This is a genomic window from Asanoa iriomotensis (assembly GCF_016862515.1).
In the GTDB taxonomy this organism is placed as follows: Bacteria; Actinomycetota; Actinomycetes; order Mycobacteriales; family Micromonosporaceae; genus Asanoa; species Asanoa iriomotensis.
Window position 1 is genome coordinate 52667 of the sequence record NZ_BONC01000045.1, and the last position, 13113, is coordinate 65779.

A 13113-nucleotide genomic window follows, 5' to 3' on the forward strand; every position below is an offset into this window, starting at 1 on the left:
GGGAGTCGCCGACGTCACAGGTCCGCCGGCGACGCCAGCCGGCCGCGGACTGCGGTGGCGGCGGCGACGGGTGGCGAGACGAGGTGGGTGCGGCCGCCACGACCCTGGCGGCCCTCGAAGTTGCGGTTGGAGGTGGACGCGCAGCGCTGGCCCGGCGAGAGCGTGTCGGGGTTCATGCCCAGACACATGGAGCAGCCGGCGAACCGCCACTCGGCGCCCGCGTCGCCGAACACCTTGTCGAGCCCTTCCATCTCGGCCGCCTCGCGGACCGCGGCGGAACCCGGCACGACGAGCATGCGTACGCCGTCCGCGACGCGGTGGCCCCGGATCACCTCGGCCGCGGCGCGCAGGTCCTCCAGCCGCCCGTTGGTGCACGAGCCGACGAACACCACGTCGACGGCGAGGTCGCGCATCGGGGTGCCCGGCGTCAGCGCCATGTATTCCAGTGCGCGGGTGGCCGCCACGCGCTCGCCCTCGGTGCCGAAGTCCTCCGGTGCCGGCACGCTGCCGTCGAGCGCCACACCCTGGCCCGGGTTGGTGCCCCACGTGACGAACGGGCTGATCCGGCTGGCGTCGAGGGTCACCTCGGTGTCGAACACCGCGCCCTCGTCGGTGGGCAGGCTGCGCCAGTAGTCCAGCGCGGCGTCCCAGGCGTCGCCGTGCGGCGCGTACGGCCGGCCCTTGAGGTAGGCGTAGGTGGTCTCGTCCGGCGCGATCATGCCGGCCTTGGCGCCCCACTCGATGGACATGTTGGCGATCGTCATGCGCCCCTCCATGGAGAGGTCGCGGATCGCGTCGCCGCGGTATTCCACGATGTGCCCGCGGCCGCCGCCGGTGCCCACCTGTGCGATCAGCGCCAGCACAAGGTCTTTGGCGGTGACGCCGGGCGCGAGGTCGCCGACCACGTTGACCGCCATGGTCTTCGGGCGGGACTGCGGCAGCGTCTGGGTCGCCAGCACGTGCTCGACCTCGCTGGTGCCGATGCCGAACGCCAGCGCGCCGAAAGCGCCGTGGGTGGCCGTGTGTGAGTCGCCGCACACGATCGTCATGCCGGGCTGGGTGACGCCCAACTGCGGACCGATCACGTGCACGATGCCCTGGTTGTCGTCGCCCAGCGGATGCAGCCGGATGCCGAACTCGGCGCAGTTGCGGCGCAGCGTCTCGATCTGGGTGCGCGACGTCGGGTCGGCGATCGTCAGCGGGTCGCCGCGCCGGAGGTTGAACGCCGGGTTGCTGTAACCCGTGGGCGTGTTGTGGTCCTCGGTCGCGAGCGTGAGATCGGTGCGCCGCACGGTGCGGCCGGCGGTGCGCAGGCCGTCGAACGCCTGCGGGCTCGTCACCTCGTGCAGCAGGTGCAGGTCGATGAAGAGCAGATCCGGCTCACCCTCGGCGGATCGCACCACGTGAGCGTCCCAGACCTTCTCGGCCAGGGTCCTCGGCGACGTTGGCTTAGGCGTGACTCCCACCATCTGGACATCCTAAATTCTGGGAGGTATGTTTCGGCTTGTGGGACACAGTATGAGCGGTGTCGGCGTCCTCGACAAGGCGGTGGTGATCCTCGCGGCCTGTGTCGACGGCGCCAGCCTGGCCGAACTCGTGGAGCGGACCCGGTTGCCCCGGGCCACCGCGCACCGCCTGGCACAGGCGTTGGAGATCCATCGCATGCTCGTGCGGGACACGCAGGGGCGCTGGCGCCCCGGTCCACGCCTGGGCGAGCTGGCCAACGCGGCGCCGGACGTGCTGCTCACGGCCGCCGAGCCGCTGCTGTCCGCATTGCGGGACGCGACCGGCGAGAGCGCACAGCTCTATCTGCGCCGGGCGGACGAACGGATCTGCGTCGCCGCCGCGGAACGCGCCAGCGGCCTGCGCGACACGGTGCCGGTCGGCTCGGTGCTGCCGATGACGGCCGGCTCGGCCGCCCAGATCCTGCTCGCCTGGGAGCCACCGGAGGCGGTCATGCCTCTGCTGCCTCGCTGCAAGTTTACCGGCCGCACACTGGCCGAGGTCCGTCGCCGAGGCTGGGCCCAGAGCGTCGCGGAGCGCGAGCCCGGTGTGGCCAGCGTCTCGGCACCGATCCGCGACCGGACGGGCCGGGTGATCGCCTCGATCAGCGTCTCGGGCCCGATCGAGCGGCTGGGCCGCCGCCCCGGTGACCGGCACGCCATGGCCGTCGTCCGCGCGGGCCAACGGCTTTCGGGCCTCTAGTCCCACTTTGGACGGATAAGCAAAACCCCCCGAGATCTGATCTCGGGGGGTTTAACCCTGTGTAGCCCCGATGGGATTCGAACCCACGCTACCGCCTTGAGAGGGCGGCGTCCTAGGCCGCTAGACGACGGGGCCAGGACTTCCGATGTCGCGGTGGCGACGGAGCGGAACTCTATCAGAGTCCAGCGTCGCTGCCATCTCGGCATCGTTGCTGGGGTACCAGGACTCGAACCTAGACTAACTGAACCAGAATCAGTTGGGCTGCCAATTACCCCATACCCCAATGGCGCTTGAAGCGCCGAGTGAGAACTTTACCGGAGGGGGTGGCGGTCACCAAATCGGCCACCCCCTGCTTCGACGTCACTCGATGGCGGTGACCGGGTTGGTCAGTTCGCCGATGCCCTCGATCTGCACCGACACCGTCTCACCGGCCAGGATCGGGCTGACCCCGGCGGGTGTGCCGGTGAGGATCACGTCGCCCGGGCCGAGCGTCATGACGTGTGAGACGTAGGACACGATCGTCGGGATGTCGAAGACCATGTCCCGGGTGTTGCCGAGCTGCCGCACCTCGAGCTCCTCGGGCGGCCGGCCGACCTCGCAGCGCACCTCGAGGTTGCTGACGTCGAGGTCGGTCACGATCCACGGGCCGATCGGGCAGAACGTGTCGAAGCCCTTGGCCCGGGTCCACTGCCCGTCGATGCGCTGCAGGTCCCGCGCGGTCACGTCGTTGGCGCACGTGTAGCCGAAGATGGCCCGCTGCGCGCCGGCCCGGTCGACCCGGCGGGCGCCCTGCACGCCGATCACGACGGCCAACTCGGCCTCGTGCTCGACCTGCTTCGACTGGATCGGCAGCTCGATCGGGTCGCCGGGCCCGATCACGGACGACGGCGGCTTGAGGAACAGCAACGGCTCCTTGGGCACCTCGTTGCCGAGCTCCGACGCGTGCTCGACGTAGTTGCGGCCGACCGCGATGATTTTGCGGGGCAGCATCGGCGGCAGCAGCCGCACGTCGGCCAGCGCCCAGCGCCGGTTGGTGAACTTGATCTCGCCGAACGGGAGACCCTCGATCTCGGCGACGGTCAGGGCGTCGGGACCCGCGCCGGCCTCACCCTCGACGACGCCGAACGACTGCCCGTTGGAATGGGCGAACAGAGCGATACGCACGCCCCAAATCTAGCCGTCGCACACCCTGTCCCCGCGCCGGCACAGGACGTTGCCAGGCTAGGCATGCGACGGGGAGGTTCGCGGTGCGCGACGAGCAACCCAATGTGGCCCGCATGTGGGACTACCACCTGGGCGGCGACCGCGCGGGCAACGCCGACCGGCGGCTCGCCGACGCGGTCACGGCCGTCTGTCCCGAGCTCCCGCTGGCCGCCCGGGCCAACCGCGCCTTCCTCGGCCGGGTCGTGCGGCACCTGCACGGCCTCGGCGTCCGGCAGTTCCTCGACCTCGGCGCCGGGCTGCCGACCGACCGCAACACCCACGAGCTGGTCTGCGGCAGCCGGGTCGTCTACGTCGACATCGACCCGCTGGCCGTGCTGCACAACCGGATCGGTGTCGTCGGCAACCCGCACGCCACCGTCGTCCACGCCGACCTGCGCGACCCGGAGTTGGTGCTGCGCCATCGCGACGTCCGCCACTACATCGACTTCGACCGCCCGGTCGCGGTGCTCGCCCTGGCCGTCTACCACCTGGTGCCCGACGTCGAGGAGCCGGCGGCCGGCGTCGCGGCCATCTACGACCACGTCCCGCCGGGCAGCTATCTCGCGCTGAGCCACGGCAGTGCCGACGACGCACCGGAGCGGGCCGCCCGGGTGACCGACCTCTACGCCGGCGCCGGCATCCCGCTGCGGCCGCGCAGCCGGGCCGAGATCACCACGCTCTTCGATCGCTTCACCCCGGTCGGCCCGGGGCTCGTGGCCGTCGACCGATGGCAGCCTTCGGCCTCGCCGGGTGGCGCCGTCACGGCCGGATGGTACGGCGGGCTGGGGCGGAAAACCGGCTGATAGACCTTGCTCGGTTTACGCACCCGGGGGCATCCGGCCGAGCCAGGATCTGGGCATGACTGACAAAACCATGCGCTACACCGACCAGGAGCGCGACACCCTGCGCAACTCGGCGATGGGCGCGATGATGCTCGTCTCGAAGTCCGATCCCGGAATCATGGGCACGATCAAGGAGATGCTCGCGGGCTCCAAGGCCCTCCGCAGCGCCTCCCCGGACATGCAGGAGATCTTCAAGGGCAGCGGCGGCATGCCGAAGATGCCGAAGGGCTCGCAGGCCGACATGGAGAACAACGTCATGTCGATGCTGCAGCAGTCGATGCAGATCCTGCAGAAGAACCCGCAGGACCAGCAGAACTTCCGCAACACGATCATGAGCGCCTGCGACCAGATCGCCAAGGCGCAGGGCGGCGTCAGCGACAACGAGACCCAGATGATCAACAAGATCCGCTCGGCCATGGGCGGCTGACCCAGCCGACGACGGTGGCGCCGCGGGCACGGAGGGCGCGGCGCCACCGCTGGCTACGCTGGGCGGATGACGGTTCTGGAGCGCCCCGACTGGGTCGCCCGCCGGCACGCGCACGAGCGGCGGGTCGACGGGTGGGTCGGGCCGCACCTGAGTCGCCGCAAGGCCGGCGAGCGCCACCCCGTCGAGGACTTCCTCTTCACCTACTACTCCCACCGGCCCGCCCAGCTGCGCCGCTGGCATCCGGGTGCGGGTGTCGCCCTGGCCGGCGCCACCGTCGACGAACTGGGCCGCGACTACACCGCCGGGCCCGCGGGCGTCGTCGTCGACACCGAGGCGGTACGCGCCCGGCGCGCCGACTCGATCGCCTGGATCCGCACCCTGCTCGCCAACACCGCCACCCGCCCGGCCCAGCTGGGCTGCTTCGGCATGCACGAGTGGGCCATGGTCTACCGGCAGACCCAGCACGAGGTCCGGCACGACGCCTGGCCGCTGCGGCTATCCCCGGCCGACACCGCCGCCGTCGTCGAGGAGCGCGGCGTGCGCTGCAGCCACTTCGACGCGTTCCGGTTCTTCACGCCGCCGGCCCGGCCGCTCAACGTGCTGACGCCGACCCGGGAACGCCAGCACGACCTGGAACAGCCGGGCTGCCTGCACGCCAACATGGACCTCTACAAGTGGGCCTACAAGCTCTCCCCGCTGGTGCCCAGCGAGCTGGTGGCGGACTGTTTCGCCCTGGCCCGCGACATCCGCGCGCTGGACATGCGGGCGAGCCCGTACGACCTGGCGGCGCTGGGCTACGAGCCGGTGCGGATCGAGACCCCTGCCGGCCGCGCGGAGTACGCCGCCGCACAGCGCGCCTTCGCCGACCGCGCCGCACCCCTGCGCGCCCGCCTGATCGCGGCCAGCTAGCCGACCTGTTCGCGCTGCTTGCGGTAGTGGCGGCGGGCCCTCGCCCGGTTGCCGCACATCCGGCTGTCGCACCACTGCCTACTGTGGTTGCGGCTCTCGTCGACGAAGAGCCAGCCGCAGGTCTCGCCCGGGCACTGCTTGAGCGGCGGCGCGGCCGGCGAGCCGAGCACCGCGACCGCGTCGGCGGCCGCCTCCCACGACGGCACGTCGAGCCCGGTCCAGACCGGCCGCAGCGCGCCCGGCCCGATCCGTAGCCGGCTCATCCCGGCGCGGAAGGACCGGTCCAGGACCGCGACGTCGGCGGCATCCGGGTCGGCGCCCGCCGCGACGGCGGAGAAGAGCCGGAACAGCGCCTCCCGCAACGTCAGCGCCCGTTCCAGGGCCGCCCGCGCACCGGCCGGGTCCGCGGCCGCCTCGGCCTCGAGGGCCGTCAGGACGGCGTCGTCGAGGCCGCCCGCGTCGCGCAGGTAGCCGGCCAGCGCGCCGTAGCCCCCGATCCGCTCGACCGGCTCCGCGGACCGCCGCCACAGCACGCTGTTGACCAGGGCGAGACAGAGCCGGCCGCCGAGGGCGTGCGCGACCGGCCGGGCCGGCCGGAGTTCGACGCTCAACACCCTAACGAGTCTAGGCGCCTTGACCCGTTAAGCGCGGGCGCCGTACCGTCTCTAACATGTATTCGATGTCACGCTCATTAGAGAGCCCGACGGTCACCGAGCACGGCGTCGAGGACCGCGACGGCGTGCTGGTCCGCGACATCACCTACGCGGGGTCGGCCGGTGAGCCCGTCCGCGCCTTCCTGGTCGAGCCCGCCGGAACGGGCCGCCACCCGGCCGTCCTCTACCTGCACTGGTTCGAGCCGCGGAACCCCACCAGCAGCCGCCTGGAGTTCCTCGACGAGGCCGTCGCCCGGGCCCGGCAGGGCGCCGTCGCGCTGCTGCCGGACCTGACCTTCCCGTGGTCGGTCGACGTGGTCGGCGACCGCCGCGACGTCGAGCACGTGCTGGCACAGGCGGCCCGGCTGCGGGTCGGGCTCGACCTGCTGACCACCCGGGCCGAGGTGGGCAAGGTGGCGGTGGTCGGCCACGACTACGGCGGCATGTACGCGCTCCTGCTCGCCTCCACCGACCGCGACCGGGTCAGCGCCGTGGTGGCGATGAACGTGGACGCCACCTTCGGCAACTGGTTCGCGACGTTCTTCCTGCGCCTGTCCGGGGACGCCACGATCGCCTACGAGAAGCTGTTCGAGCCCGTCGACCCGATCCGCCTCGTCGCGGCCCGGGGCGGGGTGCCCGTGCTGTTCCAGTTCGCCGAGCCGGACTTCTACGTGCCCGACTCCACCCGGCGCGCGCTCGTCTCGCTCGCGGAGCAGCCCAAGGACTACCGCCTGTACCCCGACGCCGGTCATCAACTCGACGACACGGCCCGCGCCGACCGGGAGGCCTGGCTGGCCGCGCACCTCGACGGTTAGCCGCCGCCGGCGATGATCCGGTCGGCCGCCTGCGACGCCTGCTCGATCGGGATCGCGAAGCCGATCCCGATGGAGCCGCCGCCCTCCAGCGACGCGATCGCGGTGTTCACACCGACCACCTCGCCGCGCCCGTTGACCAACGGCCCGCCGGAGTTGCCGGGGTTGATCGACGCGTCGGTCTGGATGGCCGACTGGCTGCGTCCGCTCTTGCCGAGCTTCACCACCCGGTCGAGGGCACTGACGATGCCGGCGGTCACGGTGCCGGAGAGCCCGAGCGGGGTGCCGACGGCGATCACCGGCTCGCCGACCTGGGTGGTGCCCGACTTCGCCAGCGGCAGCGGGCGCAGCCCGGTGTTCGACGGCACCTTCAGCACCGCGATGTCCCGGTCGGGGTCACGACCGACCAATGTGGCCGGTATCCGGCGCCCGGTCGGTGTCTCCACGTACACCGCCTTGGGCTCGCCCGTGCCGAGCGTGTGGTCGTTGGTGACGATGTTCTGGTTGCCGTCGATCGCGAACCCCGAGCCGGCGGTGGCGCTGCCGTCCGCGGCCCGCACCTCCACCGAGACCACGCCGGCCAGCGTGTTGTTGGCCGCGGCGATCATGTCGCCGGGCACGCCACCGGCCATGGTGCTCGGCGTCGGCGTCGCCTGCGCGCCGGGACCGCCCTCCCCGCGCGCCACGAGACCGCCGGCGAGCCCGCCGGACACGGCGGACACCGCGATCACGGCGGCGCCGATCAGCGCGGCCCGGCGCCAGCCGGCGGTGGAGAACGGCCGCCGCCGGCCGGGTGGCAGGCCCGACCCACCGCCGCGTTCGAGCAGGTCCAGGTCGGGCGAGACGTACTCGGGGCCGCGCGGCTCGCCGAGCCCGGTCGGGCTCGTCGGTGTCGTCGTCATCGCCTCGTCCCTTCTCACGGGATCCTGGAGAACCAGAGCATCGACGCGAGCGCGGCGAGCATGGCGACGATCAGCGCCAGGCCGATGTAGCGGGCCGAGATGTCAGCGCGCTCCTTCACGAAGCCGACCGAGGTGCCGATGTCCGCGTACACCGCGCGCAACTCCTCCTTGGAGTCCGCCTCGTGGTAGCTGCCGTTCGTCTTCTCGGCCACGCTCCGCAGCGTCTCGCCGTCCACCGGCACCGACATGGCCACGCCGCCGCGCCGGGCGATCTCGCCGGCCGTGGTGCCGAACGAGATCGTGTCGACGGGAATGCCGGCGGTGTCCGCCTCCGTGGCGGCCTCGTCGGGGTCGCGGCCGGACGTGTTGGCACCGTCGGAGAGCAACACGATCCGGGCCGGCGGCGGGTCCTTGGTGGCCCGGGCGTCGATGCTGCGGATCGCGTCCAGCGAGGTGGTGATCGCCTCGCCGATCGCGGTGCCGCCCAGCCCGGCGGTGGTCTCGTCGAGCCGGTCCACGCCGGCCTTGAACACGTCCCGGTCGGTGTTCGGCGGCACGACAACGGTGGCGTTGCCCGCGAACGCGACCAGGCCCACGTTGAAGTGGCGGGGCAGACCGTCGGCGAACTCGCGCGCGGCCTCCTTGGCCGCGTGCAGCCGGTCGGGCTGCACGTCGCTGGCGAGCATCGACGCCGACACGTCGACCGCGATGATCACGGTCGCGCGCTCCTTGGCCACCCGCACCTCGTCGGTCGGCCGGGCGAAGCCGACCACCAGGAGCGCGAGCATCGAGAGGAACAGCGCGGCGGGCACGTGGCGGCGCCAGGCCGGGCGGGCCGGTGCCACGCGGTCCAGCAGGCGCAGGTTGGTGAACCGCACCGCGTACCGGCTGCGGCGCCGCTGCATCAGCACGTACGCGATCGCGAGCAGCCCGACGCCGACGAGCAGCCAGAGCCGGCCGGGGTTCAGGAACGCCACGTCCGGCACGCCGCCGCCGCCCTTCACCGCCCGCCTCCGACCGGCCGCTGGCGAGCCGGCGCCGCGGCCGCCCGCCGGCGCTGGTTGAGCACGTGCCGCACGATGTCGGCGACCCAGTCACGGTCGGTCCGCAGTGGAAGGTGGGCGACCCCGGTGCGGCGCAGGGCCAGGGCCACGGCCGCCCGCTCCTCGCGCGCCGCCGCCGCGTACCGCTCCCGGAGTTTCCGATCGCCCGTCGAGACCTCCCGCCGCCGGCCGGTCTCCGGGTCGACGAACGTGATGAGGCCGACGTCCGGCAGCTCCAGCTCGCGCGGGTCGGTCACCTCGACGGCGAGGACCTGGTGCCGGGCCGCCAGCCGTTTGAGCGGCCGCTCCCAGCGGAACTCGCCGCCCTCGGTCTCGTCCATGAAGTCCGACACGACGACCGCGAGTCCCCTGTGGATCGCCGAGCGCTGCAGTCCCTCGATGGCCGCGGCCAGATCGACGTCGTCGGCGCCGGCCTCCGCCCGCCCCGCGCCCAGCAGGTCGCGCAGCAGCGCCTGGAGGTGCTCGCGGCCCGTGCGCGCCGGCACCCGCCGGATGCCGTTCTGGCGCAGCACGTGCGCGCCCAGCCGGTTGCCGGCACCGGCGGTGAGGAAGCCGACCGCCGCCACCGCGGCGACCGCCAGCTCCCGCTTCTCCACCTCGGCCGTGCCGAAGTCCATGCTGGCCGAACCGTCGACCAGCACCCAGGTGGTCAGCTCCCGGTCGGCGTCGACCTCCCGGACGTGCGGCACGTTGGTCCGGGCGGTGACCGCCCAGTCCATCCAGCGCACCTCGTCCTCACCCGGCCGGTACTCCCGCGAGCCCGCGAACTCCGAACCAGGGCCGGGCAGCAGGCCGAGGTACTGCCCCTGCAGCATGCCGTCGAGGCGCCGGGTGACCATCAGCTCCAGCCGGCGCAGCCGCTCCTCCGGCGCGAGCTCCCGCACGGTCGCACCGGCTGCGCTTTTGGTCATGCCGCCGCCAGTCCCCGAAGCTCCGCGTCGGGTTCCGCGGCCAGCCTGGGCGGCGGTACGACGTCGACGAGCTTCTCCACGACGGACTCCGCGGACACCCCGTCGGCGACCGCGTCGAAGGACAGCACGAGCCGGTGCGCGATCACCTCGGTGGCCAGCTCCCGGACGTCGTCCGGCACGACGTAGTCCCGGCCGCGCAGCAGGGCCAGCCCGCGGGCGGCGGCGACCAGGCCGAGCGTGGCGCGCGGGCTCGCGCCGTACGCGAGGTGCTTGTCCACCTCGATCAGGCCGAACCGGGCCGGCTCGCGGGTGGCCAGCACGAGGCGGACCACGTACTCGGCGATCGCGTGGTGCACGAAGACCTTGCGGTTGAGCGCCTGCAGCGCGCGCAGGCGGGCCGGATCGAGCACGCGCCTCGGCTGCGGGCGCTCGCCGCTCATCCGGTAGAGGATGCCCAGCTCCTCCTCGTCCGTCGGGTAGCCGACGACGACGCGCATCAGGAACCGGTCGCGCTGCGCCTCGGGCAGGTGGTAGACGCCCTCGGACTCGATCGGGTTCTGGGTGGCCAACACCAGGAACGGCTCGGGTACGGGCCACGAGCGCCCGCCGATCGACACCTGCCGCTCCGCCATCGCCTCCAGCAGCGCCGACTGCACCTTCGCCGGCGCCCGGTTGATCTCGTCGGCGAGCACGAGGTTCGCCATCACCGGGCCGAGCTCGACGTCGAACGACTCCGTCGAGGCGCGGTAGATCCGGGTGCCGACGATGTCCGAGGGCACCAGGTCGGGGGTGAACTGGATCCGGGCGAAGGTCCCGCCCACCGTCTCGGCCAGGGTCTGCGCGGCCAGCGTCTTGGCCACGCCGGGCACGCCCTCCAGCAGGCAGTGGCCGTCGGCGAGCAGGGCCACGACCAGCCGCTCCACCAGCCGGTCCTGGCCGACGATCACCCGCTTGACCTCGAACAGCACCTCTTCGAGCTCCGCGGCGGTGCGCCGCGCGGCGGCCGGGTCCGAGCCGGCCGCGTACGCCTCGTCGGGTGTCTCCTCCGCGAAGTCGAACTCGGACGGCGGCGGCAAGCTGGGCGTCATGATGTCGAGACTCCCGGTTGGACACCGGGTTGGGAGGCTTTTAGCCTAATTTGCTCGTGATCATTTAGGTTCCCGCAGGTCAGCCACGAAGATCGGCAGATCCCGCAACCGGTCGCCGGCCGTGCGGTCCAGTTCGTCGATCGCGAACGGCCCCGGATCCACGCGACCCAGGGTGCGCAGGACCCGCTCGGCCAGCCGGCTCAGCATCAGCCCGGCCCGCCGGGCGAACCGGTCCTCCGGAGGCGGCAGCCGCCCGCCGTGCGCGACGTAGGCGGCCAACGTCCGTTCCCGGCCGCCACCGAAGGCGTACGCCGCGTGGGCGGCCACCAGACCGGCGCTATCCGGCCCGGCGCCGTCCCAGTCCACGATCACCGGGCCCGCCGGCGTCACGAGCACGTTCCACGGCTCGATGTCCCGGTGGGTGACCACGTAGTCGCCGGCCCGCGCGAACGCGCCCACCACCCATTCGGTCGCCGCCGCCACGTCGGGCAGCCGGCGGCCGAGCATCGTGGCCCACGGCCGGCCCTGCCGCTCCCCCTCGGCCTGCCAGCGCGCCCAACTCCCAGGCGGGTGGATGCCGTAGACGACCGGGTCCGCGGCGGACAGCGGGCGCAGCGCGTGCAGCCGGGCCAGGGTGGGGCCGAGCCAGTCGGCGAGGTCGTCCTCGGGACCGACGGGCCGCCCGTCGACCCACTGCGACACCCGGACCAAGGTGCCGCCCGGCAGTCGCGCGGCACACCCGACCGCGGGACGCTCCGGAGCGACCTGCCCCGGCACGCCGACGCCGGCCGCGCCCGCCTCCCGCTCGAACGCCATGGCGGCGGCGAACTCGGCCGGGCGCTCGTCCGGCACCTGCTTGACCAGGAACCGGTCGCCGCCGGCGGTCAACCGCCAGGTCCGGTTGCTCGAGTACGCGTGCGGCACCAGCGTCGCGCCGCTCTCCGGCAGCCCGAAGGCGGCGCAGACGGCTTCCGCGTCGACCGGCATCCGGCGACGGTACCGCCCGCACCGTCGGACGGATCTTCTCCGGAAGCCCACCATTCCTTCACACGCGCTGGTTAGCGTCCTTCCTGTGAAGACGGCGCGCCAGCAGGTCACCGGTGCCGCGCCCGACCAGCGGGGGCGGTCGGTCGCGGTGTCGGTGGGCTGCTGGCTGGTCGTCGCACCGGGTGCGGCCTGGGCGGCGGTGCGGCTCGGCGGCTGGGAACGGGGTCCGCTGGTGCACCTACTGGCCTACACGCCGTACGCCGCGGGGCTGAGCGTCCTGCCGCTGGTCGGCACGCTCGCCCTGCGGCGCTGGCGGGCGGCGGCGGTCGCGGCCGTCGCCCTCGCCGCGCTGGCCGGCGTGGTGCTGCCCCGGACGATCGCGGGCACGACCAGCGACGCCGGCGGGCCGCGGCTGCGGGTGCTGACCGCCAACATCAAGCACGGCGAGGTCGACGTGGCCGCGCTGGTCCGCCTGGTCCGCGAGCACCGCGTCGACGTGCTGGCGGTGCAGGAGCTCAACTCGGATTTCATCGAGGCGTTCGACGCCGCCGGGATCGGGGCGCTGCTGCCGCACCGGATCGTCGACGACCCCGCCGTCTACGTCAACGGCGGGCTCTACTCGCGGGTGCCGCTGCTCGGTACCGGCGTGCACAAGGACGATTCGGGCTTCACACAGGCGTACGCGACGGTCAAGCTCGCCGGTGCCGCGCCGCTGACGATCGAGTCGGTGCACTCGTGCGCGCCGCTGACGGTGACGGACGTGCCGTGCTGGTTGGCCGGGTTGCGCGGGCAGCAACCGGCCACACCGGACGGTCCGGTCCGCCTGCTGATGGGCGACTTCAACGCCACAGTGGACCACGCGCCGCTGCGGGCCTTGCTGGCCACGGGATACGAGGACGCGGCGGTCAACACCGGCAACGGTTTGCGGGGCACGTGGCGCCCGATCGACCACGCGTTCAAGGCGCCACCGGTCGCGATCGACCACGTCCTGATCGACCCGCGCCTGTCGGTCCGCGCGTTCGCGGTGTGGCCGCTGCCGGGCAGCGACCACAGCGCCGTCTTCGCCGAAATCTCGTTGCCGCCGGCCTAGGGTCCGTCTCGAAGTCATGG

The 13113-nt window shown here is 72.9% G+C and carries 14 protein-coding genes and 2 tRNA genes; 6 read left to right on the forward strand and 10 right to left on the reverse strand.

Annotation, left to right across the window (positions count from 1 at the left end; all coding sequences use genetic code 11):
- Positions 1–14: 14 nt before the first annotated feature.
- Positions 15–1469, reverse strand: coding sequence for a 3-isopropylmalate dehydratase large subunit (gene leuC / locus Air01nite_RS27265; protein ID WP_203706168.1), 1455 nt, complete (start codon positions 1467–1469; stop codon positions 15–17).
- 49 nt (positions 1470–1518) lie between these two features.
- On the opposite strand from leuC, the gene Air01nite_RS27270 reads away from it, so the two are divergent.
- Positions 1519–2205: an IclR family transcriptional regulator gene (locus Air01nite_RS27270; protein ID WP_089254997.1), complete on the forward strand. Its 687-nt coding sequence runs from the start codon at positions 1519–1521 to the stop codon at positions 2203–2205.
- Between the two features lie 62 nt (positions 2206–2267).
- Here the strand turns inward: Air01nite_RS27270 and Air01nite_RS27275 are convergent.
- The 3 genes from Air01nite_RS27275 to Air01nite_RS27285 all read right to left on the reverse strand — a co-directional run bounded on the left by Air01nite_RS27275 (position 2268) and on the right by Air01nite_RS27285 (position 3369).
- A tRNA-Glu gene (locus tag Air01nite_RS27275) sits at positions 2268–2340 on the reverse strand.
- 76 nt (positions 2341–2416) lie between these two features.
- Positions 2417–2488: transfer RNA gene (locus Air01nite_RS27280), tRNA-Gln, on the reverse strand.
- A gap of 77 nt (positions 2489–2565) precedes the next feature.
- The gene (locus Air01nite_RS27285; protein ID WP_203706169.1) at positions 2566–3369 is read right to left on the reverse strand and encodes a fumarylacetoacetate hydrolase family protein; all 804 of its coding nucleotides are present in this window, start codon (positions 3367–3369) and stop codon (positions 2566–2568) included.
- 83 nt (positions 3370–3452) lie between these two features.
- Between Air01nite_RS27285 and Air01nite_RS27290 the strand changes: the two genes are divergently transcribed.
- The 3 genes from Air01nite_RS27290 to Air01nite_RS27300 all read left to right on the forward strand — a co-directional run bounded on the left by Air01nite_RS27290 (position 3453) and on the right by Air01nite_RS27300 (position 5586).
- The gene (locus tag Air01nite_RS27290) at positions 3453–4211 is read left to right on the forward strand and encodes an SAM-dependent methyltransferase (protein ID WP_203706170.1); all 759 of its coding nucleotides are present in this window, start codon (positions 3453–3455) and stop codon (positions 4209–4211) included.
- 55 nt (positions 4212–4266) lie between these two features.
- The gene (locus Air01nite_RS27295) at positions 4267–4677 is read left to right on the forward strand and encodes a hypothetical protein (protein WP_203706171.1); all 411 of its coding nucleotides are present in this window, start codon (positions 4267–4269) and stop codon (positions 4675–4677) included.
- 66 nt (positions 4678–4743) lie between these two features.
- On the forward strand, positions 4744–5586 hold the full coding sequence (locus Air01nite_RS27300) for a 3-methyladenine DNA glycosylase (protein ID WP_203706172.1): 843 nt from the start codon (positions 4744–4746) through the stop codon (positions 5584–5586).
- Here the strand turns inward: Air01nite_RS27300 and Air01nite_RS27305 are convergent.
- Positions 5583–6200, reverse strand: a complete 618-nt coding sequence (locus Air01nite_RS27305; RefSeq protein ID WP_203706173.1) for a CGNR zinc finger domain-containing protein — start codon at positions 6198–6200, stop codon at positions 5583–5585. The genes Air01nite_RS27300 and Air01nite_RS27305 overlap by 4 nt on opposite strands.
- A 65-nt stretch (positions 6201–6265) precedes the next feature.
- Here Air01nite_RS27305 and Air01nite_RS27310 point away from each other — a divergent pair, with 65 nt between their 5' ends.
- Positions 6266–7054: a dienelactone hydrolase family protein gene (locus tag Air01nite_RS27310; protein WP_203706174.1), complete on the forward strand. Its 789-nt coding sequence runs from the start codon at positions 6266–6268 to the stop codon at positions 7052–7054.
- Here Air01nite_RS27310 and Air01nite_RS27315 read toward each other — a convergent pair.
- From Air01nite_RS27315 to Air01nite_RS27335, 5 genes are read right to left on the reverse strand one after another with little or no spacing between them, the layout of a single operon-like run.
- A complete protein-coding gene (locus Air01nite_RS27315) occupies positions 7051–7953 on the reverse strand; it encodes a S1C family serine protease (protein WP_203706175.1) in 903 nt (300 codons plus the stop codon). The two genes, Air01nite_RS27310 and Air01nite_RS27315, sit on opposite strands and share 4 nt — an antisense overlap.
- A gap of 14 nt (positions 7954–7967) precedes the next feature.
- Positions 7968–8957 carry a VWA domain-containing protein gene (locus Air01nite_RS27320; RefSeq protein ID WP_373310477.1) on the reverse strand — a complete coding sequence of 330 codons (990 nt, stop codon included), beginning with the start codon at positions 8955–8957 and terminating at the stop codon, positions 7968–7970.
- Positions 8954–9928, reverse strand: coding sequence for a DUF58 domain-containing protein (locus Air01nite_RS27325; protein ID WP_203706176.1), 975 nt, complete (start codon positions 9926–9928; stop codon positions 8954–8956). Before Air01nite_RS27325 ends, Air01nite_RS27320 begins: the two co-directional genes overlap by 4 nt.
- Complete coding sequence (locus Air01nite_RS27330; RefSeq protein ID WP_203706177.1) at positions 9925–11016, reverse strand: AAA family ATPase; 1092 nt, start codon at positions 11014–11016, stop codon at positions 9925–9927. The genes Air01nite_RS27325 and Air01nite_RS27330 overlap by 4 nt, the downstream gene beginning before the upstream one ends.
- A 60-nt stretch (positions 11017–11076) precedes the next feature.
- Positions 11077–12003, reverse strand: coding sequence for a phosphotransferase (locus Air01nite_RS27335; RefSeq protein WP_239090998.1), 927 nt, complete (start codon positions 12001–12003; stop codon positions 11077–11079).
- Positions 12004–12157: 154 nt separating this feature from the next.
- Here Air01nite_RS27335 and Air01nite_RS27340 point away from each other — a divergent pair, with 154 nt between their 5' ends.
- On the forward strand, positions 12158–13093 hold the full coding sequence (locus tag Air01nite_RS27340) for an endonuclease/exonuclease/phosphatase family protein (RefSeq protein ID WP_239091001.1): 936 nt from the start codon (positions 12158–12160) through the stop codon (positions 13091–13093).
- The last annotated feature ends 20 nt before the right edge of the window (positions 13094–13113 follow it).

Coding starts and splice junctions, on each gene's coding strand:
- leuC (WP_203706168.1), bottom strand. CDS start 1,469: ATGGTGGGAGTCACGCCTAAGCCAACGTCGCCGAGGACCCTGGCCGAG.
- Air01nite_RS27270 (WP_089254997.1), top strand. CDS start 1,519: ATGAGCGGTGTCGGCGTCCTCGACAAGGCGGTGGTGATCCTCGCGGCC.
- Air01nite_RS27295 (WP_203706171.1), top strand. CDS start 4,267: ATGACTGACAAAACCATGCGCTACACCGACCAGGAGCGCGACACCCTG.
- Air01nite_RS27300 (WP_203706172.1), top strand. CDS start 4,744: ATGACGGTTCTGGAGCGCCCCGACTGGGTCGCCCGCCGGCACGCGCAC.
- Air01nite_RS27310 (WP_203706174.1), top strand. CDS start 6,266: ATGTCACGCTCATTAGAGAGCCCGACGGTCACCGAGCACGGCGTCGAG.
- Air01nite_RS27315 (WP_203706175.1), bottom strand. CDS start 7,953: ATGACGACGACACCGACGAGCCCGACCGGGCTCGGCGAGCCGCGCGGC.
- Air01nite_RS27325 (WP_203706176.1), bottom strand. CDS start 9,928: ATGACCAAAAGCGCAGCCGGTGCGACCGTGCGGGAGCTCGCGCCGGAG.
- Air01nite_RS27330 (WP_203706177.1), bottom strand. CDS start 11,016: ATGACGCCCAGCTTGCCGCCGCCGTCCGAGTTCGACTTCGCGGAGGAG.
- Air01nite_RS27335 (WP_239090998.1), bottom strand. CDS start 12,003: ATGCCGGTCGACGCGGAAGCCGTCTGCGCCGCCTTCGGGCTGCCGGAG.